A 26420-nucleotide genomic window follows, 5' to 3' on the forward strand; every position below is an offset into this window, starting at 1 on the left:
ATGAGTATAGTAGAAAAATTCATTCCACCATATCCGCTTAAAACACCAGTATTGTTTTTAGTATTTAATCGGCTTGATACTACAAAGCAAGTATTTGAAGCTATCCGACAAGCAAAACCGCCCAAACTTTATGTGGCGTCAGACGGCGCAAGAAAGTCTAAAGAAGGAGAAACTGAAAAAGTTCAAAAAGTTCGTGATTACATTATGAGTAACATTGACTGGAATTGTGAAGTTAAAACTCTATTTCGAGATGAAAATTTAGGTTGTAAATATGCTGTAAGTGGGGCGATAAATTGGTTTTTTGAAAATGAAGAGATGGGAATTATCTTAGAAGATGATTGTTTGCCAAGTCAGAGCTTTTTTTGGTTTTGTGAGGAGTTGTTGGAGATATATAAGAATGATACTAGGGTGTGGCATATTGGAGGTACGAATCCAATTGATAAAGAATTAACTTCAAATGAGTATTATTTTTCCAAATATAATCGAATTTGGGGCTGGGCATCGTGGCGAAGAGCATGGATACATTATGATGTTGATATTGGTATTTGGCCTAAAATTAAGAGAGAAAAAATATTATTCGATATATTAGAACAGAAAGAGGCAAAAATTTTTGAAAAAATATTTGACAATGTTTATGAAGGTAAAGTTGAAACTTGGGACTACCAATGGTTTTTAATAAGACTTTTAAATGCAAAAGCTATAATCCCAAATGCAAATCTTATTTCGAATCTTGGTTTTGGCGAAGAAGCAACTCATACAACTGATGAAGAAAATTATTTAGCAAATTTAGCTAGAGGAGAAATGAGTTTCCCCTTAGTTAAGAAAAGCATCATGGTAATTGATCATAAAAAAGATAGTAAGTGGAGTAAGGAGTTGTCAAAAGATATTTCAATAATTAGAAATATTATAAGGAAAATTATAAAATGAGAATTGGCATATTAACATTTCACGAAGGTATTAATCATGGTGGTTTTTTTCAAGCTTACTCAACATATTCATATCTTAAAGAAAAAAGTTATGATGTAGAAATTATTAATTACAAAAATAAAATTCATTGGTTTTTAGAATATAAAGCTTTTTTATGGACAAAAACCCTATAAAACTTTTTAAAAATATTATAAAAATAATAATGTTTAAAAAAGCTCATGCTAAACTCAAAATGACAAACTTTAGTAAAAATATTAATAATATAGACACTTCAAGATATGACATTATCATTATTGGAAGTGATATAGTTTGGAATTATGAGTGGAGTTTTTTAGGAAATGATCCTGTCTATTTTGGAGAAAATCTTAAAGCAAAAAAATTAATATCTTATGCACCAAGCTGTGGATCTGTTAATTTGTCTAATCCAATTCCCACATTTGTAAAAGATGGATTAAAAAAATTTAGTCATATCTCAGTAAGAGATGAGAATACTGCTTTACTTGTAGAAAAAGCTATAGCTAAAAAGGCAAAAATTGTTCTCGACCCAACATTTATATATGATATTCAAGGTGAGGAAATAGAGCCAAATGAAAAAGAAGAATATATTTTAGTGTATGCTTATCGTCTTGGAGAAAATGAGAAAAATACAATTATTAAATTCTCAAAAGAAAAAAAAATGAAATTAATCTCAGTTGGTTATTCAAATTCATGGTGTGATAAAAATATTATTGATATTGGCCCTTTTGAATGGCTTGGATATTTTAAGAACGCAAAGTATGTGTTAACAAGTACATTTCATGGAACTATTTTTTCATTAAAATACAAAAGAAACTTTGTTACTAGTGCAAATTCTGGGATAGAAACAAAAATAAAAACTATGTTGGAAAATATAGGTTTGAGTTCTAGAGTTGTAAATGATACTGATGTAAGTGAAGTCCTAAATAATTGTATTGAGTATAATGTTGTAGATAAAAAGCTGGACATATTGATTAAAGACTCAAGAAACTTTTTAATAAAGGCTATCGATGATTAAAGAAATAATAAAGATAATTCTACCTAAATCAACAAAGATAAAAATAAGAAACTTTTTAAGCTTAATAAGGTTTTACTCCAATTACTTCTATGACATGAAGAGATATTTAACATATTCCGCAACTTTTGTTAATAAGGAACCTAACCAACTACTTGGAAAAATAATTGCACATTATCATGTTATTGAAAAAGGTTTAAGTTATCAAGAGGTTAGACTTGGATTTGCTAAGGATATTGTCATTAGTTTAATTTCAATGTTAAAAATATATTCTAATAAAAATTTTGATGTTTTTAATAATCAATACTTAACGGCTATATCTGTAGTTAGAAAATATATTGATTTACATGAGCAAAAAGAGTTTGATATAACTCCTATTAAAAGTATGTTTGAAAGAGTTAAATTTTCAGAAAACTCTAGTAAAGGAGGTAGTATTCAATTAACTAAAAATGAAATAAATAAAAAAAGTAAACTAGATTTTAAAGAAATGGCATTTTCTAGATATTCTATAAGAGAGTTTACTGAGGAAGAAGTTACTTTGAATGTTCTTGAAGAAGCTATAAGAATAGCTCAAAAATCTCCTTCAGTTTGTAACAGACAAACGGTTAGAGTTCACATAGTACTATCAAAGTCAACTATCCAGAAGTACCTTATCTATCAAAATGGTAATAGAGGTTTTGGATTTAAGATTAATAAATTACTAATAGTCACTTCAGATTTGAATTTTTTCGAAGGCGTTAATGAAAGAAATCAATCATTTATAGATGGTGGTATTTTCAGTATGTCATTATTATACGCATTACATTATCTTGGCTTAGGAGCAGTAACTTTAAATTGGTGTACTGATCGAGAAAGAGATAATGAGTTTAGAAAAGTGTCAAAAATAAGTAATAATGAAAATATAATACTAATGATTGGAGTTGGTAATCTACCAGATAGATTTAAGGTTCCAAAATCAGAAAGAAAAAATTTAAACGAAATAGTTAATTATATAGAATGAAAATCCTAATAGTTAATACCTCAGATATTCAAGGTGGTGCAGCAAGAGCTGCGTATAGATTACACAGATCACTACTGGATGCTAATATTGATAGTCAAATGTTAGTCCAAAGTAAAGTTAGCGATGATTGTACAGTTATTACAGAAGATAGTAGAGTAAGGAGATATCTCAATAAGCTTCGTCCTATCATAGATGGTTTACCTGTTAGAAAATATAAACATAGAATAAAAACATTATTTAGCCCTTCATGGTTTGGGTTTAATAATATTGTTACAAAGATAAACAAAATAAATCCCGATATTGTCCATTTGCATTGGATAAATGGTGGAATGTTAAAAATAGAAGATATTGCTAAAATTAAGGCTCCTATTATTTGGTCTTTACATGATAATTGGGCTTTTACTGGGGGATGTCATATAAAATGGAATTGTGATAAATACAAACAGCATTGTCAAAGTTGCCCAAATCTTGCTAGTAAAAAAGAAAAAGATTTGAGTTTCAAAGTGTTTAGAAGAAAGAAAAAAGTTTTTACTAAAAAAGATTTTATTATCGTTGGGTTAAGCTCTTGGCTTAATAACCTATCAAAACAAAGTTTCTTGCTAAAGAATAACAAACATATAAATTTACCAAATCCGATAAACATAGATATATTTAAACCATTTGATAAAGAATTATCAAGAAAGCTTTGGAATCTTCCTAAAGATAAAAAATTAATACTTTTTGGCGCTATGGATGCTACCAGAGATATTAATAAAGGCTTTAAACAGTTAAATGAAGCTTTAGAAAAAATAGCAAAAACAGATGATATTGAATTGGTTGTATTTGGCAGTACCAAACCTAATTTAGTACCTGATTTTGGCTTTAAAACTAACTATTTAGGTCAACTTAATGATGATGTAAGTTTGGTAACTTTATATAGTGCGGTAGATGTAATGGTAGTACCAAGTTTACAAGAGGCTTTTGGTCAAACAGCTAGCGAATCATTATCTTGTGGTACTCCTGTAGTATCTTTTGATACTAGTGGATTAAAGGATATAATTGATCATAAGAAAAATGGCTATTTAGCAAAACCTTTTGATAGCCAAGATTTAGCTAATGGTATAGAGTGGATTTTAGCTAATGATAGCTACGTATCTTTATGCGAAAACGCTAGGGATAAAGTTTTAAGAGAGTTTGATAGTAAAGTTGTTGCTAAGAAATATATACAATTATATAAGGAAACTTTAGGCAGATGAAAAAAGCACTGATAACAGGTATCACAGGTCAAGATGGTAGTTATTTGGCTGAGTTTTTACTTGAAAAAGGCTATGAAGTTCACGGTATAAAAAGAAGGTCTTCATTATTTAATACTCAAAGAATAGATCATATTTACCAGGACCCTTATACTGAAAATCGTAGATTTAGATTACATTATGGAGATCTTACTGATAGTACAAATTTAATTAGGATTATCAAAGAAATACAGCCAGATGAAGTTTATAACTTAGCGGCGCAATCTCATGTTGCGGTTAGTTTTGAGTTGCCTGAATATACTGCGGATGTCAATGGCTTAGGAACACTAAGGATACTAGAAGCTATTCGATTGCTAGGCCTAGAGAAAAAAACTAAGTTTTATCAAGCATCAACTTCGGAGTTATATGGATTAGTACATCAGATACCACAATCAGAAAAAACTCCATTTCATCCTCGCTCACCATATGCAGTGGCAAAATTGTATGCATATTGGATTACAGTTAATTATCGTGAGGCTTATAGAATATATGCTTGTAATGGGATCTTATTTAATCATGAATCGCCAAGAAGAGGAGAAACATTTGTAACGCGTAAGATAACTCGAGGATTAGCAAATATTGCTCAAGGCTTAGAAAAATGTTTATATATGGGTAATATCGATGCACTCAGAGATTGGGGGCATGCTAGAGACTATGTGCGTATGCAATGGATGATGCTTCAACAGGATAAACCGCAAGATTTTGTAATAGCTACAGGTAAACAAATTAGTGTGCGCGAATTTATCAAGCTTTGTGCAACAGAGATTGACATACAACTAGAATTCAGTGGTAAAGGCTTAGATGAGATTGCTAAGGTAGTATCAATAACAGGTGATAAAGCGCCGGCATTAAGTGTAGGGGATGTTATACTAAGAATTGATCCAAGATATTTCAGACCAGCTGAAGTCGAGACTCTTTTAGGAGATGCTACAAAAGCTAAGTTAGAGCTAGGTTGGGAGCCTGAAATCTCATTGCAACAGATGTGTAAAGATATGATAGATGAGGATCTTAAAGAGGCAAGAAAACAGGCGTTTTTGCAGGCTAATGGTCATAGCGTAAGTTTTTCTCTAGAGAGTTAGTATGAAAAAGATATTTGTAGCAGGGCATAATGGTATGGTTGGTTCTGCAATAGTTCGGCAATTACATAATAATAACAATATAAAAGTTGTAGTAAAAGATAGAAAAGAATTAGATTTGTTGAGTCAGAAACAGGTTTATGATTTTTTTCAGCGTGAAAAAATAGATGAGATTTATCTAGCAGCAGCTAAAGTTGGTGGTATCCATGCTAATAATCAATATCCAGCTGATTTTATTTATGAAAATCTAATCATTGAAGCTAATGTTATCCATTCTGCACATATGGCAAATATTCAAAAACTTTTGTTTCTAGGTTCATCATGTATTTATCCCAAATTAGCTAAGCAACCAATTAGCGAAGAAGCGTTATTAACTGGGACTCTAGAGCTTACTAATGAACCCTATGCAGTTGCTAAAATAGCGGGAATCAAGCTTTGTGAAAGTTATAATAGACAATATGCTAGAGATTATCGCTCAGTAATGCCAACTAACTTATATGGAATTAATGATAATTTTAATTTACAAAATGCTCATGTTGTACCAGCACTTATTAGGAAGTTTCATGATGCTAAACAAAATGGTTATCAGCAAGTGCAAGTATGGGGTTCAGGTAAACCGATGAGAGAGTTTCTCCATGTTGATGATATGGCTAGTGCTTGCGTTCATGTTATGAGTATTGATAGAGATGTTTATGCAAAATTTACAGATCCAATGTGCTCACATATTAATATCGGCACAGGTATCGACTGTAGTATAAAAGAGCTAGCAGAGCTTATTTCTAAGATTGTCGGTTTTAATGGTGATATTATCTTTGATAAAACAAAACCTGATGGTACACCAAGGAAGCTATTAGATGTAAGTAAAATTAATAAGCTAGGTTGGCAAGCCTCTATTTCTTTAGAGCAAGGGCTTAGAAATACTTACAATTGGTATTTACAAAATCAAAATAATTTTAGAAATTAAGCAATGCTGCGTAAAGGTTAGATAATGTCACAAACTGATCAAAAGATAAAATTTAGTGTAATTACTGTTTGTTATAATTCAGAAAAAACTATACAAAAAACTCTACAAAGTATCAAAGATCAAACTTATAAAAATATTGAGTATATTATTATTGATGGTGGTTCAACGGATAAAACTTTGGAAATTATTAACAATTATAAAGATATAGTAGATATATTAATCTCAGAACCTGATAACGGTATCTATGATGCTATGAATAAAGGGATAAAATTAGCTACTGGTGATTATATTGGTTTTTTAAATTCAGATGATTATTACACAAAAGATATTTTTGAGATTTACGCTTCTGTGCTAAAAGATAAAAGTAATATTTCCTATATTTATGCTAATGTTTTTGTTGTTGGTGATAACTGTATAAGACCTGATTTTGCGATATCTAGAATAGTTAATAAAGTCTATCAAAATATGCCATTATGCCATCAGAGTTTATATGTAGATAAAACTATAGCAAAACAGCTAACCTTTGATACTAATTACAAAGTCGTTGCAGATTTAGATTTTTTTAATCGACTAATTAAGCTAAATAATAATTATATATATATAAATAAGGAAGTTTGCTATTTCTTAGCTGGTGGAATCAGTTCAGCTTCAGTAATGGCAGAGTTTGAAAAATAGAAGAGTAGCTTTAAATAATGGCAAAAACTATATTTTGACTAGTATGCATTTTATTTATAAATTACTAAGAATTTATTTATATCTATTAGCAGGAAATACTAAAATCTATAGTCACATTAAAAAATATTTTTTGAAAATAAAATATAAGAGTAAAGTATGAGTCGGCTAATATCCATAATCATACCAATATACAATACTCAAGAATATCTAAGTAGATGTTTAGAATCTGTTATTAATCAAACATATAAAAATTTAGAAATTATACTTATAAATGATGGATCAACAGATAACAGTCTATCAATTTGTGAAAAATATAAATCTAAAGATAATCGGATTGTATTGCTAAACCAGCAAAAATCCGGGCAGGCATTAGCTAGAAATAGTGCTTTAGATATGGCACAAGGCGATTATATAGCATTTATAGATAGTGATGATTGGGTTAGTTTAGATTATATTCAAGCATTATATAATCATGTTTTTAGCTATTCAGCAGATATCGCCATATCAGCAACGGTTGGATGTAATAAGCAAATAAAGGCAGCTAAAATTATCCTTAATAATATAAGCATTTTTGATAACAATAATTCTATAATGAAGGCTTTCTTATCAAAACAATTATCATCAATGGCATGCGGAAGTTTGATTAGTCGTAAACTCATAGATAATTATCGTTTTAGAAATTTTATAGCATATGAGGATTTAGATTTTTTTTACAAAATTTACTCTCAGGCTCAAGTCATAGTTAAAGATAATAATATACGTTATTTTTATTATCAGCGTGATGATGGTATTATGGGAACTAACAGATTAAATTTCTCTTTACAGCATTTGCAAGCATTGAAGAGTGTTATAACAGATTACGAAAGTTTTTTTATTGAAAAATATTCGCAGTTTCGTGGTTTAATTTATATGAATATTTTAAGACATCTTGTAGATAATTTTTCAGAAGCAGCAGCGCGAAAAAATATTTTAGCGAATGATATTTTAGTGCTTTATAAAACTTTATACCTAAATTGTATAAGTAGAGGATTTAAGCTTAGCTTACCATATAAGTTATTTTTCTACTTTCCTAATCTAGTTGCAAAATGTTATTTGAAAGCGAAAAAGTTTAAACTCTCACTCAAAGAAAAAAGAATTACTAAAAGTTAATTATGCCAAAATTATTAATAGATACACGCTGGCAAGGCAACCATGGAATAGGTAGATATGCTTGTGAAATAATCAAATATTTACCACAGAATTTTATTGCTACTTCCAAGCATATAAAACCATTTTCTCTAAAAGATTTATTTTATCTAAGTTTTCTGATTAGAAAAAAGCATATTCAAGGCTATTATACTTTTGCTGCTAATGTTCCATTGCCTATATTTTTAAGAGCAAATAAACCAATACTTATAACTATCCATGACCTTATACCTATTACATCTAAATATGAGAGTAGCTTTATAAAGAAAATCTATTTTGAAAAAATACTAAAGCCGATTATTAAGAGAGAAAATGTCAAAATTATCACAGTTTCAAACTTTTCAAAAAATCAAATATTAGAGTGGTCAGGTATTGACAGTAATAAAGTTACAGTTGCTTATAATGGCATATCATTAACTTTTGATTATAAGCCAACTACACTTAAACAAAAATATTTTTTATATATTGGTAATAGACGTCCTCATAAGAATATCGAGATAATATTTAAAGCGTTTAAAAACTTTAAGCATTATGATGAGTATAACTTAATATTCTCAGGAGAGATGGATCATAATCTGCGAGATTATGCCCAGAAATATAACATTTGCCTCTCAAAGATACAAACTATAGGATTAGATGCTAATGATGAAATTTTAGCTAAATATTATCAATCAGCAACAGCAACGATACTACCTTCTTTTGAAGAGGGGTTTGGTTTACCTTTAGTTGAGTCTATGGCTTGTGGAACTCCTGTTCTAGCTTCTAAAATAGAAGTTTTACAGGAAATAGCAGCACAGGCAGGATTGTATTTTGAGCCTTATTCACCAGCTGAGCTACTAGACAATATGCAAAAAATTGTTGATGATAAAGTTTTATATAGTCAAAAAGTATTACAAAGCTTACAGCGAGCAAAACAGTTTAACTGGGATCAAACAGCAAGTATTGTTCAAGATGAGCTTAAAAAGCTTAATTTATTATAGAGAATTTTAAGGAATGAAATGAAAACTTATATCTTTGATCTTGATAACACACTTTATTCTTACAAAAATGGTTTATTTGATAGCCAGATGGCAAGAATGAGTGAGTATATTAAAATAAAACTAAATATCTCGGATATCGAAAAAGCAAATGCAATCCGTGATGAACTATACTATGAGTTTGGTTCAACTATGCTTGGGATGATGCGTTATCATAATATTGACTATCAAGAATTTCTAAATTATATCGATAATATTGAGATTAGTCATTTTGAGCCTAATCAAAAGCTAAACAAATATATTAATGATTTAAGAAAAAATAATCGTACTTATATTTTTACTAATGCCTCTGATTTCCATGCTAGTAGAGTACTTAAACAGCTTGGTTTAGATAAAAGTTTTGATGGTATCTTAACAATACAAGATACAGGTCTAGTTTCTAAACCAAAGAGCAAATATTTTGAAATAGGTAGAGATAAGTTTGATATTGATTTTACTAATGCAATTTTCTTTGAAGATTCATCGCATAATTTAGTACCAGCAAAACATTTAGGTATGCAGACAGTATTAGTCCATGCTGATGATCATAAATCAGAAGCTAATTTTTATGATAATCAGGAGATTGATTATTATGTTGCAGATGTCGAGTCATTTTTTGAGGGTAAGTATTTGGCTAGGAGATGATTGCTGTAGTCTAAAAGTTTACCTTTAGCAAGAGAATAACAAAACAACAACAGTCATCAGCTAATGACTATGTATAAAAGTAGCATACTTTTTGTTGTTTAAGCCATGTCATATTCACATCACTTATAAAAAAGATTCTAAAGTTAAAATCAGAATGGATCAGTTTTATAAAACTACAATATAAGTCCTAGAAGTATCCAAGTAGCTTAAGGACAAATACTATTTAGTTGATGATTAAAGGCTTATTGCTGAATATTTATTTTGTGATTTGTCATATACAAATTAATTAAAACCGGTACTACGATTAAAATTGCAAAAAAATAAATCATAGAAGTTAAGTATGCCCCAACAATTAAGCCAATAATGAAACTTAAGATTGTGGTGCTTAATATTCTTATATCATGATATCTCTTCTCTGCAATCATATGTGAAAGATTTAGAAGATTCATAGTATAAGCAACTAAATTTATTTTTGTAGAATGGAATCTATAAAATATATTATTCATTATTACACTCATAATAGTAGCAATATTAGCAAGGATAAGAAAACCAAAACTATTATCATGTAAAGCATTTATATGTAATACAAAAGTACCACTAAAACAATATATAAGAACAAATAATAAAGATATAATAATACGAAACTTAATAGTCCTTTTTGCTATAAAGCCATGGACAATAACTCCAGAAATAACAAAGTTAAATAGGAGAGTTATTCGCACAAAATCAGAAAATTGTGGGTTTGTAATAATATCAGCAATACTATATATAATGTTACCTGTCATTAATACAACAAATACTTTGTATAATAAAATCACTGAAATTGCATCATTGACTCCATTGATAAAAGCTAGCTGATAGTAGTTTCTTAGTTCTTGTTTTGTCATTTTAAACCTTTTGCTTGAATTCTATGGTTGATACTTAGTTTTTTCATAGAACTTGATAGTATATAAAAGTACTATTGTAATTAAGATAATAGTTAATTGCTGTAAAGGTAAGTTTGATACAAGCATAGAGCCAACTGAAAAGCTCATTACAAAGTTAGCAAAGCCAGCAAGTGAAAATTTGAAAAAGTTATTTACAGCTGTAGCTGCACCAAAATGATTAGATATTAGCTGCAAAGACTGACTCAATAGTGAAGTTGAGCTTAGACTTAAACCATAGCAAGTAACCAGCATTAACAACATAAAAATATAACCATGCTTGAATTGTGTATGACTATATATAACCATAACAAAAACGCTAAAAAGTGATATACCAAGACCAAGGCGTGTAAATACCTTAAGTTCAACTGATTCACTAAATTTCTTCAATGTAAGGTTTGCTAAGATAACACCAATAATTGTTAAAGCGAAGTATAACATATAAAGAGTGTAGCCAGTATCGTAGACATTTAGGTAAATTATAGAAGAAGCGCCAATATAACTAAAAAATGCAGCAAACAATAGACCCGAACAAATTGTATATATAGTAAAAGGTAAATTTCGTAAGTGGTAGAAGTAGGCTATAAATAATTTTTTGATAGATTTTTCTCTTTGCTCTTTTGCATGTGTTTCTGGGAGTTTGCTACAGAGAATTAAAAGTACTATACCAAACCCAAATAAAAAGTAAAAAGAGCTTTTCCAACTTTGTGTCGATACAATTAGTCCGGTCCCAATCATAGGAGAAATAATTGGTGAAATCAACATTATTATCGCTAGAGTAGAGATGATATTTGTCAGTTTTTTGCCACTATAGCAGTCTCTAGCAATTGCCAAAGCAATCACTGTTCCTGAGGAATCTGTTAAACCTTGAATTAGCCTAAAAATTGCAAGTTGTGAAAAATTTTGGCTATGAGCACATAGTAAAGTACTCGCGGCATATAAAAACATACCTAAAATTAGACTAAGCTTTCTACCGAACTTATCTGAAAAAGAGCCCCAAAAAAGCATACCTATAGAGAAGCCAATAAAATAGGTTGTAAAGGTAAAAATCACATCGTTTGCATGAATCCCGAAATGCTCAGCAATATTTGGAATAGCTGGAGCATAAGTATTTACTGCAAATGGTGGTAGCATTGCCAAAAGCCCAAGAGTAAGGATAAAAAGCTTACTATCTTTTTTAATCATGATGAAAATCCTTTAAACGTTTTGATTCAATTTACTTTACTTATAAATATACATTAGAAATATAGTTGTTTATAACATAAAAAATTATATCTATTATTAAGAAAACTAATATATTATTTTTAAATAGTTTTATTCTAAATATTATTCCTTTCAAAATCTAGAAATATTATGATTAATTATTGTTGTTTATAAATCTAGTAATGATCAATTTATGCTAGAATACTATGAATGAAAATTTACCATATCACTAAAATTAAATGCAATTTGCTTTTTTAAATAGTAATAAATATGCCGCGATAAATGCTTTTAAAGCTTGCATAGCTATAGTTATTGCTTATCTAATGGGATCTTTTTTAGGTCATATCTTTGGTATAGAGCGAATGTATTTATGGATGTCTGTTACAGTTATGGTTGTAATGTCAACGCAACCTAATTTAGGTGGCGCGGTAGATAAAGCATTAATGAGGTTTTTGGGTACAGTCATAGGTGCTATAATTGCAATAATAATTGTTGGGTTTATAAAAAATTATATCTATGAACTTCTACTTATATTACCATTTATTTTTTTAGCAGTATATTTTGCTGGTGCCACTAAGTATAGTTATGCTGGTACTTTAGCCGGGATTACATTAATTATTATAATGTTTAATCAACAGCCTGGGGTCCAGGTTGCAATATACAGGGCTGTAGAAATATCATTAGGAATTATAATTTCTCTTATAGTCAACAGATTTATTTTACCGATTAGAGCTGAGACTCGATTAAAAGAAAGTTATTCAAAAACAATTGCTCAAATACATGATTTTTTTAATATTCTTTTTATTGAGCGTAATCAGTCGCATGATAAGCTTAGAGAAGCTATTTTTCATGAGTTTCCCAAACATCTTGCGCTTATCAAAGAATTAAAGTATGAGAAAACTGCAAAACAAGTACAAGAGTTTGAAAAAATTAGCCTATATATTCGTAGATTATATAGATATATGATTGTTATGTATGAGTATATAGAGTTTTTCTTAGATAAGCCTACTATTGCAAAACTTGACAAAGATCCTACTTTTGTAGAGTTTAAAAAGTATATAATGAAGTCTCTTGATAGCGTATCTAATGATATTAAAAAAACTAAAAGAATAAGTTATAAAGAGCTGTTGCGCTTTGAAAGGCATATTTTACCACTACTTAATGAAGTGGAAGTACTAAACTATAAAGATGAAAGTTTTATCTTTTACATAAAAATGTTTCTTGATGCCCTCAAAAAATTAGCATTAGAGCATAACTATATCTTAAAGATTTCTAAACATTGATAAAAAAGCATCGTTACGGTAGTATATAACGTTGAATTTTTCTTAATACTATTAGTATTTTTATAATATGAGGTCTACAATGAAATTGCAAACAAAAAATATTTTAATTCCCGTACTTATTACAACAATTATCATAGATATAATGGGTGCAGGGCTTGTTTTTCCTATTATGCCATCGTTATTTTTTGGTCAATCATGTATCACTTTTGGTGATCCAGGTGGCAACTTTCAAAACTGGTATTATTCGATAGCCTTAGCATGTTGGCCATTAGGATTAATGATTGGCTGTCCTATTATTGGTGAATTATCGGATAAATATGGACGCAAAATTATACTGATCGTTGCTTTATCAGCTACATGTATATCATATATTTTATCAGCATATGCGATATACTCACATCACTATTTACTATTTGTCGCAAGTAGATTTGTTTGCGGGTTAGCTGGAGGAGCTTTCGAAATCGCTCAAGCTGCGGTGATTGATATATCTACAGAAGAAGATAAATCTAAAAATTTGGGTTATATTACCATGGCAGCATCTCTAGGCTTTGTAGTTGGTCCAATAGTTACAAGTTTTGTTTCAGTAATGAATATTAGTTATACTTTACCATTTATCTTTGCAGCAGTATTATCAATGCTGAATATTATTTTTATAGTTATTATCATGACAAAAGATTTACCAAAGAATCCTGGTTTAGTTATTCAACTTGGTACAATCTACAAGACAATATCATTTTTGCTATCTGATAAGCGTGTTAGATTAATAGGGATAGTGTATTTGTTAGTTCAATGCGCGTGGGGTTTTTATGGTCAGGGTATAGCATTATTTTTAAATTTGACTTATAGCTATACAGTTTCACAAACAGGCGCTTTTTACGCTGTTATGGGATTATCTACAGCGCTTGCAAGTATTATTATTCAGCCGATGATCTTTGCAAGATTATCTAATCAGGTTGCTTTTGTGAGAGCTGCAGTTATTTGTGGTATAGGTTTTATTTTTGTAGCTATTTTAACTAATCAAATCGCACAATGGCTCTTAACAATAGTTTTATCATCATCTCAACTTATCTGCTATACGGCTCTTTTAGCGATGATTTCAGGAGCAGTTACTGACAAAGAACAAGGTAAAGCGATGGGTGCTGCTGGTGCAGGTTTTGGTTTGGCTTGGTTTTTAAATGATATTATGATGGGGCATCTTGCATCAATATCTCCAAGTTCACCAATTTCATTTGGTGGAGGGATGTATTTTATTGCAGCGATTATATTTGTATTTTCTATTAAAATCTTGCGTGAAAGGGTACAATAATAATCATTGATTAAATTTGATTATTTTTCTTAAATGCAATTAATATCTCTTAAAAATATAAGCCTAAATTTTGGTACACAAATAGTCCTTGATAATATTAATTTAGAAATCTCAAAAGGTCAAAGAATTTGCCTAATAGGTCGTAATGGTACAGGTAAATCATCGTTGCTAAAAATTATCGAAGGTAAGGTAATACCAGATGGTGGTGAAGTTATCTTGCATAATAATGTAATTATTGCAAGCATGATTCAGGAAGTTCCTAATGATATGCAAGGAAGTATCGCGGATGTTATACTCCAAGGCTTAGGAACACTTGGTGATTATTTGATCGAATATCAACAAACTTTAGTCTCAAATCCAGAATCTACTAAACTTGAGCAATTACATAGTTATATCGATGAAAATCATGGTTGGTCATATCTAAATGATGTTGAAGTATTAGCATCTAAGCTTAATCTTAATCCAATAGCATTATTCAAAGATCTCTCTGGAGGAATGAAAAGAAGAGTTATCTTAGCTAGAGCTTTAATAAAAAAACCGGACTTACTTCTTTTAGATGAGCCGACTAACCACCTTGATATAGATTCTATTAATTGGCTTGAAGAATTCTTAGCTAGTTTTAATGGGGCGATACTCTTTATTACTCATGATAGAAAATTTCTCAATAATATCGCTAAAAGTATAATCGAATTAGATAGGGGACATTTGTATTGTTTTGATGGCAACTATACTAAATTTATTGAGAAAAAAGAGCAAATACTTGATGCCCAAGAAAAGGCTAATAGTGAATTTGATAAAAAACTAGCTCAAGAAGAAGCATGGATTCGTCAAGGAGTTAAAGCACGACGTACAAGAAATGAAGGGCGAGTCAGAGCTCTAGAGCAGATGCGTCGAGAACGTAAGCAAAGGCGTGAAAATATTGGTAAAGCAGATATTAAAGTTGCTCAAGCTGAGAAATCATCGAAAAAAGTTATTCAAGCTGAGAATATTGGTTTTGAATATGCTGGTAAGTATTTATTTAAAGATTTTTCTACAGAGATTCAAAAAGGTGATAAGATCGCAATTATTGGCCAGAATGGCTGTGGTAAAACTACTCTTTTAAACTGTTTACTTGGGTTAGATAAGCCAACTCAAGGTCGAGTTACTCTAGCAGATAATATTAAAATTGCTTACTTTGATCAATTAAGGGATCAATTAGATGAAACACTTAGTATTATCGATAATGTTAAAGAAGGCTCAGATTTTATTAACCTTAATGGTAAAGAGACCCATGTGATAACTTATCTTCAGAAGTTTTTATTTACACCAGATAGGTTACACGCTCCGATTACTCATCTATCAGGCGGTGAAAAGAATCGACTTTTGCTGGCAAAAATTCTATCAAAGCCTAGTAATATTATAATTCTTGATGAGCCGACAAATGACCTAGATATCGAGACTTTAGAAATACTTGAGGAAATGCTTATAAATTATCAAGGAACTGTAATTATAGTAAGTCATGATAGGGAGTTTATAAATAATATTGCAACAAGTACTATAGTCTTTGAAGATAGTTGTTTGGAAGAATTTGTTGGTGGATATGATGATTGGTTATCACAACGCAAACAACCACAACAAATTAAAATTGCCAAAAATAATACTGCTCTGCCGAAGAGTAAGCTGACTTATGAGCAGAAAAAACAATTACGTAATCTGCCAAATCAGATAGAAAAACTCGAGGCTAATATTACAACTATACAACAACAAATGTCGCAACTGGATTTTTATCAAAAATCACAGCAAGAGGTTGCCAAAGTGCAAAAACAATTAGAAGATTTAAACCAAGATCTTGAGCAAAAATATTTGCTCTGGGAAGAGCTTTTAGAACTAGAATAATCAAAATATAATTAGGCATTTATGCTATTATAGAGCTTATATGAGTTTAATTTAAACTGTTTAGTATAAATATGACTGTCAAAGATATTAATTCTAGAGATCTTAGAGAAGAGAAAAAAGTTTTAGCAATTACCTCACTAGCCGAATTTGCTGAGCGTTATGGCTATTATATAATTCAATCATTGTTAATATTTTATCTAATAGATAAGTTTCAAATTTCTCAAGATTTATCAGCGTCTTTAGTTGGTACAACTCTTTCAATGGTTTATATCTCAGCTATTCTAGGTGGTTTTGTTGCTGAGAAGTATTTAGGCTATTATCGTGCTGGTTTGTTAGGCTCACTTTTTATGTTAGGGGGATTTTTTATACTAGCTTATTCAAGTAGTCAGAGTATGCTGTATTTAGGCTTAAGTTTTGTTTCTGTTAGTACTGGGCTTATAAAATCAAATATGTCAGCTTTCATAGGCAGATTTTATGATAAGTCTAGATTGAATGATTCAAAGAGGGATTTTGGTTTTAATATCTTTTACATGGGAATTAATTTAGGTAGTTTTGGAGCATTATTTATAGCTAGTTGGTTAAAAGATAATTATGGTTATGGTGCCCCTTTCTATAGTAGTATGGCAGTTAGTGCTTTTATGCTTTGTCTTTTGCTTTTTGGTTTTAGGCTACTAAATAAGCATATTATTGATTTTAAACTAACTTTGACTATAGTTATAAAAGTAGCTTTGTTATTAACAATTTACATTATAGTTTTATTCTATATTTTTAAGCAGCCATTGATTGCGAATTTTTCTATTATCATAGCTTTAACAATATCTGTGATAATACTTTTTTTATCAATAAAAAAATCTAGTTATCAAAAAGTTCTTGTTGCAGGGATATTTTTCTTGTTATCGATTGTATATTGGGGTTTATATTTTCAAATCTTTATAAGCGTATTACTTTTTACTCAATACTCAGTTGATAACTCACTATTAAATCCTAGCCAGTTTTTAAGCGTAGAATCTGTGAGTGTGTTATTTTTTGCGGGGATTCTTGGCAAATTTTGGGTGTATTTGGATAATAAACAAACAAAAATAGGCGATATTGATAAATTTAACATAGCTTTTATTTTGCTGATAGTAACATTCTTAATTATATTGACCTCAATACTTATTTCACCACAGGGCGTCAAGGTAGCTGCATATGGAATTATTTTTGCATATATTGTGCTAGGAATTTCTGAATTATCACTATCAGCAATTGGCTTATCGATGATTACAAAAATAGCCCCTAAAGGTTTTGTAGCTTTATACATGGGTATTTGGTTGGTTACCTTGGGTGTGGGAGGTAAATTAGGCGGATTTATTGCTAGTTTCTTTTATATTTCAGATAATGATTTAGGTCTAGCTAAAGCAAACATGTGTGATGGTTTAGATACATTTATAGCTATAGCGGTATTAACAAGTTTAGCAACATTATTACTAAGAAAATTTGTCAATAAGTACTCATCGTAATAAAAAAATATCAGCAAAAATATAAATTTTAGTTTTGTTGTTTCTCTACTAGATAAAAAGATAACTTAATATCTGTATTTCTAAATTTATCTATAGTTTTAATCGTCGTACATTGATATGCCTGAATGTTAAAACTATTTTGTTTTAAGATCGCGGTATTTTTTTGTTCATCACAGTCTGCAAACACAGCAAGAATCTCTTGATTGTATGGTATGTTATGATCATTAAATTTGAGAAATACATAGGGTTTACTTTTTAATAATGCTCCAACCGATAATGACATTTGATTATAATTAGGACTATCACCTATGACATAGTTTATGTCATGGTTTAAATTATTTTTGACAAATTGCTCAGCCTTGACAGCGATTTTATTACCAAAATTTCTAGTTGTTAGCTGAGGGGAGAAATATGTAAAAGCATTATAAGTTATAAAAACTACAATCTCTATCAAAATAAAAACCAATATAATATTATTGAATACTTTATCCTTTATATTGACTTCGAATAAATAAAATAATGCAGGTAATGTTAGTGACATTATGCACATTAGCCAACCGTATTCTAAATGTGTTGCATATGTTTGTAATATAAAAAAGAATACTAAAGGATATATTCCACACACTACTAAAGGATTAGTTAATTTTTCTAAAAAAGGTTTATTTCTATCAAAATATATTTTTTTACGTAAAACGAGGAAAATTATAAATGCTAATGGTATAGCTATATAACCTAAGCTAGATAAGTTAAACAATTGCGCGTAAAATAAATTTAGAATTATAGTTATATAATTAGTTGCTGAGCTATTTACTTCTCCAATAGCATACCTGATAGGTGCAAAGTGACTATAGAACAAACTACTAAGCAATGGTATAGCTAAAATAACAAAAATACTTAAAGATATTAACAATTTAGCAAAATTTTTTTTGTTTATATTAACTAGTAAAAAGAAGAAAATAATTAATATTAATAGACCTATTTCAAATTTAGAGTACATTCCTAGGGCTGCCACTATAGCAAGAAGTGACCAATCTTTTAGTAAATTATATTTACTTACTAAAATAAAGTAATAACAAGTCATTATCCAAAAAGGTAAAAGTATTACATTTTGGTTGAACTGTACAAAACTATAATCTCCAAATACGCTAGATAACAGCGCTAATATTATTAAAAACAAAGTTGTATTTTGATTGAAATATAGCTTTAAAAGTTTATATAAAAAGAGTATTGCTGTAAGCATACATATACAACTACATATAAGTCCAGCTAACATAGGATTAGAAGTTATATATAGTATAACCTTCATCAGTAAAGAGCCCATGATTGGATGTTTATCATAAACTATACTTAAATGATGTGACCATTTAATATTTTCTAAAACATCAACATATAGCGAATACTTACTGTATAAGGCTAGAGTTCCAAATATCCAGATACAAAAGAAAGAAAAACCACATATAATAGTTTTCTTTGAGTTTGATAACATTACAGTATATTACCTTTGAGTTAATTTCTAAGAGTTACGATACGATTAAATACTAATATGTCTTTAGAACAATCTTTTAAGTCTGCAATAAAATAACCAATTCTATTAAACTGGAAGCGTTCTTCAGGTTTGACATTTTCAAGAGATCTTTCAACTTTAGCATTTTTGATAACTTGTAATGAGTGTGGATTTACAACATCCTCAATGCGATCAGCATTTGCTGGATTTTCATGGTTAAATAGGCGGTCATAAATCCTAATTTCAGCATCAAGGCAATTATTAGCATCAACCCAGTGGATAATACCATTTGGCTTGATACCGTCATTTGGTTTTTTGCCACCTAGTGTTTCTGGTAAATATGAGCACTTTAGTTCTATAACTTCGCCGCTATTATCAGTGATTACCTCTTGACACTCAATTACATAGCCATTTAGTAAACGCACTCTTCCATTTGGACTAAGTTTTTTCATATCTTTTTCTAGTTTGAAAACAAAGTCATCTCTTTCAATGAATATTTGTGATGATATTGTGATCTCGCGGCGCCCAAATTCTGGATCTTGAGGATGGTTTGGTACATCTAAATGATGCTCTGGCATATCTTTTATGCTTACTCTTATTGGATCTAAAACAACATTTTTTCTTAAAACATTTTTATTTAAATCATCTCTAATAGCATCTTCTAAAACGGAAATATCAATAACTGAATCTTGTTTAGATATTCCTATCATTTCACAAAAATTGCGAATAGATTCTGGAGTGTAGCCTCTGCGGCGATAGCCTTTTATAGTAGGCATACGCGGGTCATCCCAACCATTAACAAGTTTATTATCAACTAAATATTTTAGTTTTCGTTTACTTGTAATTGTGTAATTAAGATTAAGTCTCGAAAATTCAATTTGCTGTGGTTTTATCTTAAATTCTGTTTCCTCAATAACCCAGTCATAGAATGGTCTTTGATCTTGAAATTCCAAAGTACATAACGAATGAGTTATTTCTTCGATTGCATCCTCAAGTGGATGAGCAAATGTATACATTGGGTAAATACACCATTTATCACCAGTTTTAGGGTGGTGTGAGAATTTTATTCTGTATAATGCAGGATCTCTGAGGTTGATATTACCAGAAGACATATCAATCTTTGCTCTCAAAGTTTTACTGCCTTCAGCAAATTTACCATTTTTCATTCCCTCAAATAATTTAAGATTCTCACTGATACTGCGTTCTCTGTATGGACTATTTTTACCTGGCTCTTTTAGTGTGCCACGGTACGCGCGTATTTCTTCTGCTGACAAATCGCAGACATAAGCTTTACCTTTTTTTATAAGCAATATAGCTAGCTCATACATTTTATCAAAATATTCAGAGGCAAAACGTGGTTGATTTTCCCATTTAAAACCTAGCCACTCTACATCTTCTTGGATTGCGTTTATATACTCGATATCTTCTTTATCAGGATTAGTATCATCAAAGCGTAGATTGCATTTACCACCAAATTCTTGTGCAATACCGAAATTAAGACATATTGATTTTGCATGACCAATATGAAGGTAACCATTAGGTTCAGGAGGAAAGCGAGTCAGAACACTTATAACTTTGTTTGTTTCAAGGTCTTTCTTGACGATATTTTTTATAAAATTAGTTTTATTTACTTTAATTTCACTAGTCATTTTTGTCTTAGAAATAATTCTTAAATAAATTTTATTTAATAGTTTACTTTATTAAAAAAACAATAACATATTTTTTTGAAAAAAAGTATATACTAGCTATAATTTTTACTTAAAATCTAATTGCTCTATAAGCTAAGGGACTTTTATTAATGGATCCTTCAACCATAGATGAGTATAAGTATCTATATACTTGTGAAAATGTGCATAAAAATCTCTCTCTCGAAGAATTAGCAAAATATGCACATAATAGTGATGGTTTTATTTGTTATGATAATAAAACATTGGTAGTTGATAGTGGTGAAATCAAGGGTCGACTTCCTGATGATAAATACATTGTTGAGACTAAATATGCCAAAAAGAATATTTGGTGGAGTGAAAATGGCTCAGATAATAAAAGATTAAAAAGAAAAAACTGGAAGCTGATTAAACAAAGATTATATCAAGAGGTAGCAACAAAAGATCTTTTTGTTGTCGATGGTTTTTATAATCATGATGAGAGATATACCATAGCAGTTAGACTGATAACTACTCAAGCTTCGGCTGCGTATTTCTTTAAGTTGATATCGATAACTCCTAATGAAAAAGAATTACAGTCATTTGAGCCGCAGTGGGTAATAATGCATTCTCCTCAAACGCAGATAGATGATTACCAAGATCTTGATTTAAATTCGTCAAAAGTAATAGCAACTAACCTTAAGCAGCGAGAAAGTATATTGGTTGGGACTATGTATCTTGCCGAGATAAATAAAGTACTATTGTCGATAATGAGCTATTACCTTTCACTAAACGATATCGGGGTGTTTTATTGTGCTGTCAGTGTTGATGCTGAAGCTAATAGTACGATGTTTTTTGGTTTATCAGGTAGTGGCAAAACAACGCTAGCTTTAGATCAAAATAAAAATCTAGTCACTAATGAGGCAATTGCTTGGACAGAAACGCGTGGAATATATAGCCTAGAATCAGGTTTGACAATTAAATCAGCAAGTTTTAAAAAAGATGATCCGCGTATTAAAGAAGCATTGGCTGGAGATCTTTTGATTGAAAATCCTAACTTTGATGATAGTCAAAATATCATATTTGGTGATAAAAGTAGTTCACAAAACAATACCTATGTAACTTTCCCGCGTGAAAATTTTGATAATGTTGTAAACACTGATAATCCTAATACGATAATCTTTTTAGTTAAAGACGCAAAAGGAGTATTGCCAAGAGTTGCAAAACTTAGTAAAGGTCAAGCAATTTACTATTTTTTATCTGGATATACTTCGACATCTATAGGTGTAGAGGCAGGTGTTACAGAGCCTAAACCAGAGTTTACAAGTTGCTATGCGCAGCCATTTTTGCTACTGAAGCCTACTAGATATTCTAATATATTGCGTCAGCGCTTAAAACATAGTAATGCTAAAATTTATATGATAAACGTTGGTTGGATTGAGGGTGATTATAAGACAGGTAGAAGAGTTCCTGTTGAAGAGACAAAAGCTATTGTCAACTATTTATTGACTAAACCAGAGAATGTTAGTTTTAAATTTACTCGTCAAAAATATTTTAATTTTAAGGCTTTAACTTCAATAAATGATAATGGCCAAGAGCTTCAGCTTACCAATAATTGGAGTGATAACTCGGAATATAAAAAAGAATATAAGTCTTTAGCAAGAGCTTTTATTAAGAATTATGAGCAGTTTGAAAATGATGATTTTGCACTAAAATATAAAAAATTCGAGCCGACTATCTAGATGTTGATTTTGACTCTATTAAAAAAATAACATATCTATTATAATATCTCGACGTAAATAAACATTTTAAACATATGCTAATTTATCTTTTTAATTGGTTAAGCGATTATTATTTCAAAGGCTTGGAAGTTTTTAGTAGTTACGTATCTGTTCGAATAATCATGATTTCGATAACATCTTTACTTATAACTCTTGCATTAGGTAGACCTATGATTAGATGGTTACAAAGAATGCAGATAGGTCAAGTTGTTAGAGATGATGGTCCACAAAGTCATTTTTCAAAAAGAAATACCCCAACAATGGGAGGTGTTTTGATTCTTTCATCGGTTGTTATTTCTTGTTTGCTTTGGGGGGATTTGACAAGTATATATTTATGGATTTTAATTTTAGTGGTTATTTTCTTCGGAGCGATTGGTTTTTTTGATGATTATTTGAAGCTAGTACTTAAGCACCCTAAGGGCTTAAGAGCTAAGCATAAGTTTGCTTTACAATCAATTTTCTCAGTAGTTTTGGCTATAATTTTATTTTATTTATTATCTAAAAATGGTCAGATGAGTTTGTCGATACCTTTCTCAAAGAGTCTATATATTCCAATGGGTATCGTAATATTCGTAGTCTTGGCGTTTTTTATTATTAATGGCAGTAGTAATGCTGTCAATCTTACTGACGGGCTAGATGGTTTGGCTATTGTGCCTGTAGTGCTTGTGGCTGCTGGGTTAGGTATTTATGCATATATTGAAACTAATAGTACTTTAGCGAATTATTTATTATTTGATTATTTAGGTAACCCAGGACTTGCTGAAGTGGCGGTTTTTTGCGCAGCTTTATGTGGTTCTGGATTGGCATTTTTGTGGTTTAATTCTCATCCGGCTGAAGTATTTATGGGTGATGTTGGTTCTTTGACATTAGGTGCTGTTTTAGGAGTAATCGCAGTAATGGTACGTCAAGAGTTGATATTTTTTATCATGGGATTATTATTTGTAGTAGAAGCCTTATCAGTGATTTTGCAAGTAGGTTCATATAAGCTTAGAAATGGTAAGAGAATTTTTAGAATGGCACCTATTCATCATCATTTTGAGTTAAAAGGCTGGCCAGAAACAAAAGTTGTGATACGCTTTTGGATAATTTCTTTGATACTTTTCTTAATTGGTTTAGCTGCTATCAAGGTTAGATAATGTTTAGTTTTTATTTTAATAATAATAAGATAACCAAACTATTAATGGTAGGTTATGGCTCTACAGGTAAGTCTGTTTGTGATTTTCTTGCGAACTTTATAGATATTACAGTTGATATATCGCAGAACGATGATGAGTTTGTTAATTATGATTTAGACAGTTATGACTTAATTACAGTCAGCCCTGGAATTCCTCTTAATAAATCTCCATACAGAATCCTAACTAAATTTAAAGATAAAATAGTTAGTGATATCGATATATTCTATCAGTATATCAAAGATACTAAAGCTAAAACAATTGCTGTTACAGGATCAAATGGTAAAAGTACAGTAGTAACAATGACCGATTTTGTCCTCAAAGATCTTGGTTATAAGAGTATTCTTGTTGGTAATATTGGTACCCCAGCTTTAAACAAAATAGGTGAGAAATTTGATTATTGTATTGTTGAAGTATCAAGTTTTCAGATAGATTTATTTAACTGTGTTAGATTTGATTTAGGTTGTGTTATTAATGTTTCACCAGATCATTTAGATAGATATCAAAATTTTGAGGAATATAAACAGTCTAAACTTAATTTAGCAAAATTTAGTAACGATTTTTTTGTTTATGATGTACATAATAATGGTATTAAGTATGCTGGAGAATATCAAATAATAAGAGGTGCTATCTACCGTAATTCAACAAAGCTATTAGATATTGCTGAGACTAACCTTTATGGTGAACATAATTTAGAAAATATAATTGTTGTATTAAATATCCTTGATAGGCTAGGGTTAGATATTAATCAAGCAATAGACTCTATTAAAAAATTTAAAGGTTTAGAACATCGCTGTAAAATTGTAAAGAAAGTAAATGGTATAACTTATATAAATGATTCAAAAGGTACTAATGTTGGTGCTACAATAGCGGCTCTCAACAGTATAACAAATTCTAAAAATATTATTCTTCTACTAGGTGGAGTAGCAAAGGGCGGTGATTTTAGTTTGATGATAAAATCGCTAGATAAATATGTTAAATATGTCTATCTATACGGAGCTGATAAAGAATATATTGAAAGCTATATCAAAAGCTATTGTAAATATCAATTATGTAATAATATGAAACAAGCTTTTGAACTAGCTAGTCAAAAAGCCGAAGCTAATGAGATAATTTTGTTATCACCAGCTTGTGCAAGTTTTGATGAGTTTACTGGCTATGTACAGCGTGGTGAAGTTTTTCAAAGTCTTGTTGCTCAGCTAGAGCAAAAAAGTTAGGAAGTAGGTAGAAGTGTTATATAGATTAAAACTATTATTAAGTGGGAAAAATTCAAAAAAAGAACGAGTAAGAGCTAAACTAGAGATTGATATTTCAATTGTCTTTATAATGCTTGGTTTGCTTACTTTTGGCTGGGTAATGGTAACTTCTGCATCAATGATTGTTGCTCTAGATGACTACAATAATCCTTATTTTTATTCTATTAGGCAAGGCTTTTTTGCCATTATTGCAATTTTTTTGTTTTTATTAGCTTTATTAGTACCAACTAAGAATTATGAAAAGAACTATAATGCTTTTTTCTTTGTGATGCTGATTGTTTTAGTTGCTGTGCTTGTGCCAGGAGTTGGAAAAAGTGTCAATGGCGCGAGACGTTGGATACCTTTACTAATTATTAATATCCAAGTTGCAGAATTAGCTAAACTTTTAGCGATTATATTCTTCTCAGGATATATTGCTGAAAATCTAAAAAAGATGGCTAATTTTAAAGAAGGAATTCTTACTCCGATTACTTTATTAGGTTGTATTGCAATATTATTGTTGATGCAGCCAGATTTTGGTTCTACAGTTGTTATCTCAATATGTGTTATGGGGATGTTGTTTGTAGCAGGTAACAAAGTGCGCTGGTATGGTTTACTTTTAGGTACTATGGTTATGATGGCAGCAATGTTAGTAATTATATCACCATATCGAATGCATAGAATTACAGGTTTTTTACATCCATGGGAAAATGCTAATGGTTCTGGCTACCAACTTGTTCAAGCGTTGATAGGTTTTGGACGTGGTGGTTGGTTTGGTGATGGTCTTGGCAATGGAATTCAAAAACAATTTTTCTTACCAGAAGCACATACTGATTTTATAACTTCTGTGATTGCTGAGGAACTAGGTGTTGTTGGTTTGATGATCCTACTTGCTGTGTATTTTTTTATTGTATTTAGAGCTATTAGTATTGCTAAAATGGCTTTTGAACTTAAGAGATACTACCAGGCTTTTCTTGCTTATGGTGTAGGTTTTTGGATCGCCTTTCAAGTTTTTGTTAATATTGGTGTTAATACAGGATTATTGCCTACTAAAGGACTTACGTTACCACTGATAAGTTATGGTGGGAGTAGCTTATTAATTATGTGTTATACATTAGGCCTCTTGGTTAGAGTTGATTTTGAGAATAAACTTCTAGCAGATACCATTAATCCACGCTATATTTATAAGAAAGTAAAATAGCAGTTA

At 30.3% G+C, this 26420-nt stretch carries 23 protein-coding genes; 19 read left to right on the forward strand and 4 right to left on the reverse strand.

The features are described from left to right. The 11 genes from FSC454_RS03885 (at position 1) to FSC454_RS03930 (ending at position 9789) form a co-directional block, all read left to right on the forward strand. Positions 1 to 927: a nucleotide-diphospho-sugar transferase gene (locus FSC454_RS03885; RefSeq protein ID WP_066044690.1), complete on the forward strand. Its 927-nt coding sequence runs from the start codon at positions 1 to 3 to the stop codon at positions 925 to 927. Continuing rightward, positions 924 to 1100 (forward strand): hypothetical protein, encoded by a 177-nt coding sequence (locus FSC454_RS09650; protein ID WP_156860527.1) that lies wholly within the window; start codon positions 924 to 926, stop codon positions 1098 to 1100. Before FSC454_RS03885 ends, FSC454_RS09650 begins: the two co-directional genes overlap by 4 nt. A gap of 29 nt (positions 1101 to 1129) precedes the next feature. Further along, entirely contained in the window at positions 1130 to 1960 is an 831-nt protein-coding gene (locus FSC454_RS03890; RefSeq protein WP_167359442.1) for a polysaccharide pyruvyl transferase family protein, read from the forward strand. Further along, positions 1953 to 2957, forward strand: coding sequence for a nitroreductase family protein (locus FSC454_RS03895; RefSeq protein WP_071794784.1), 1005 nt, complete (start codon positions 1953 to 1955; stop codon positions 2955 to 2957). The genes FSC454_RS03890 and FSC454_RS03895 overlap by 8 nt, the downstream gene beginning before the upstream one ends. Further along, positions 2954 to 4192: a glycosyltransferase family 4 protein gene (locus FSC454_RS03900; protein ID WP_066044697.1), complete on the forward strand. Its 1239-nt coding sequence runs from the start codon at positions 2954 to 2956 to the stop codon at positions 4190 to 4192. The genes FSC454_RS03895 and FSC454_RS03900 overlap by 4 nt, the downstream gene beginning before the upstream one ends. Next, positions 4189 to 5307, forward strand: coding sequence for a GDP-mannose 4,6-dehydratase (gene gmd, locus FSC454_RS03905; protein ID WP_066044699.1), 1119 nt, complete (start codon positions 4189 to 4191; stop codon positions 5305 to 5307). The genes FSC454_RS03900 and gmd overlap by 4 nt, the downstream gene beginning before the upstream one ends. Before the next feature lies 1 nt (position 5308). Continuing rightward, positions 5309 to 6268 (forward strand): GDP-L-fucose synthase, encoded by a 960-nt coding sequence (gene fcl, locus FSC454_RS03910; RefSeq protein WP_066044701.1) that lies wholly within the window; start codon positions 5309 to 5311, stop codon positions 6266 to 6268. 24 nt (positions 6269 to 6292) lie between these two features. Further along, a complete protein-coding gene (locus FSC454_RS03915) occupies positions 6293 to 6943 on the forward strand; it encodes a glycosyltransferase family 2 protein (protein ID WP_244148267.1) in 651 nt (216 codons plus the stop codon). Positions 6944 to 7099: 156 nt separating this feature from the next. Then, the gene (locus FSC454_RS03920; RefSeq protein ID WP_066044704.1) at positions 7100 to 8092 is read left to right on the forward strand and encodes a glycosyltransferase family 2 protein; all 993 of its coding nucleotides are present in this window, start codon (positions 7100 to 7102) and stop codon (positions 8090 to 8092) included. Between the two features lie 2 nt (positions 8093 to 8094). Beyond that, the gene (locus FSC454_RS03925) at positions 8095 to 9108 is read left to right on the forward strand and encodes a glycosyltransferase family 4 protein (RefSeq protein ID WP_066044706.1); all 1014 of its coding nucleotides are present in this window, start codon (positions 8095 to 8097) and stop codon (positions 9106 to 9108) included. Between the two features lie 18 nt (positions 9109 to 9126). Beyond that, complete coding sequence (locus tag FSC454_RS03930; RefSeq protein ID WP_066044708.1) at positions 9127 to 9789, forward strand: pyrimidine 5'-nucleotidase; 663 nt, start codon at positions 9127 to 9129, stop codon at positions 9787 to 9789. A gap of 242 nt (positions 9790 to 10031) precedes the next feature. Here the strand turns inward: FSC454_RS03930 and FSC454_RS03935 are convergent, their stop codons facing one another. Beyond that, positions 10032 to 10676, reverse strand: a complete 645-nt coding sequence (locus FSC454_RS03935) for a YoaK family protein (RefSeq protein WP_066044710.1) — start codon at positions 10674 to 10676, stop codon at positions 10032 to 10034. Positions 10677 to 10697: 21 nt separating this feature from the next. After that, on the reverse strand, positions 10698 to 11897 hold the full coding sequence (locus FSC454_RS03940; RefSeq protein ID WP_066044712.1) for a multidrug effflux MFS transporter: 1200 nt from the start codon (positions 11895 to 11897) through the stop codon (positions 10698 to 10700). Between the two features lie 257 nt (positions 11898 to 12154). On the opposite strand from FSC454_RS03940, the gene FSC454_RS03945 reads away from it, so the two are divergent. The 4 genes from FSC454_RS03945 (at position 12155) to FSC454_RS03960 (ending at position 17878) form a co-directional block, all read left to right on the forward strand. After that, positions 12155 to 13198 (forward strand): FUSC family protein, encoded by a 1044-nt coding sequence (locus FSC454_RS03945; RefSeq protein WP_066044714.1) that lies wholly within the window; start codon positions 12155 to 12157, stop codon positions 13196 to 13198. Between the two features lie 79 nt (positions 13199 to 13277). Next, entirely contained in the window at positions 13278 to 14504 is a 1227-nt protein-coding gene (locus FSC454_RS03950) for an MFS transporter (RefSeq protein WP_066044715.1), read from the forward strand. A 33-nt stretch (positions 14505 to 14537) separates the two neighbouring features. Further along, the gene (locus FSC454_RS03955) at positions 14538 to 16379 is read left to right on the forward strand and encodes an ATP-binding cassette domain-containing protein (RefSeq protein WP_066044717.1); all 1842 of its coding nucleotides are present in this window, start codon (positions 14538 to 14540) and stop codon (positions 16377 to 16379) included. Between the two features lie 71 nt (positions 16380 to 16450). After that, positions 16451 to 17878, forward strand: a complete 1428-nt coding sequence (locus FSC454_RS03960) for a peptide MFS transporter (protein ID WP_066044718.1) — start codon at positions 16451 to 16453, stop codon at positions 17876 to 17878. 28 nt (positions 17879 to 17906) lie between these two features. Here the strand turns inward: FSC454_RS03960 and FSC454_RS03965 are convergent, their stop codons facing one another. After that, positions 17907 to 19364, reverse strand: coding sequence for a glycosyltransferase family 39 protein (locus tag FSC454_RS03965; RefSeq protein WP_066044720.1), 1458 nt, complete (start codon positions 19362 to 19364; stop codon positions 17907 to 17909). A gap of 20 nt (positions 19365 to 19384) precedes the next feature. Further along, positions 19385 to 21031 carry a glutamine--tRNA ligase/YqeY domain fusion protein gene (locus tag FSC454_RS03970; RefSeq protein ID WP_066044722.1) on the reverse strand — a complete coding sequence of 549 codons (1647 nt, stop codon included), beginning with the start codon at positions 21029 to 21031 and terminating at the stop codon, positions 19385 to 19387. Between the two features lie 149 nt (positions 21032 to 21180). Here FSC454_RS03970 and FSC454_RS03975 point away from each other — a divergent pair, with 149 nt between their 5' ends. The 4 genes from FSC454_RS03975 (at position 21181) to ftsW (ending at position 26414) form a co-directional block, all read left to right on the forward strand. Beyond that, complete coding sequence (locus FSC454_RS03975) at positions 21181 to 22767, forward strand: phosphoenolpyruvate carboxykinase (ATP) (protein ID WP_014548558.1); 1587 nt, start codon at positions 21181 to 21183, stop codon at positions 22765 to 22767. A 74-nt stretch (positions 22768 to 22841) separates the two neighbouring features. After that, positions 22842 to 23942, forward strand: a complete 1101-nt coding sequence (mraY, locus tag FSC454_RS03980) for a phospho-N-acetylmuramoyl-pentapeptide-transferase (protein WP_066044724.1) — start codon at positions 22842 to 22844, stop codon at positions 23940 to 23942. Then, on the forward strand, positions 23942 to 25195 hold the full coding sequence (gene murD / locus FSC454_RS03985) for a UDP-N-acetylmuramoyl-L-alanine--D-glutamate ligase (protein WP_066044726.1): 1254 nt from the start codon (positions 23942 to 23944) through the stop codon (positions 25193 to 25195). Before mraY ends, murD begins: the two co-directional genes overlap by 1 nt. 13 nt (positions 25196 to 25208) lie before the next feature. Beyond that, the gene (gene ftsW / locus FSC454_RS03990) at positions 25209 to 26414 is read left to right on the forward strand and encodes a putative lipid II flippase FtsW (protein WP_066044727.1); all 1206 of its coding nucleotides are present in this window, start codon (positions 25209 to 25211) and stop codon (positions 26412 to 26414) included. Positions 26415 to 26420: the final 6 nt, after the last annotated feature.

Origin of the sequence: Francisella hispaniensis FSC454 (assembly GCF_001885235.1) — a bacterium.
In the GTDB taxonomy this organism is placed as follows: Bacteria; Pseudomonadota; Gammaproteobacteria; order Francisellales; family Francisellaceae; genus Francisella; species Francisella hispaniensis.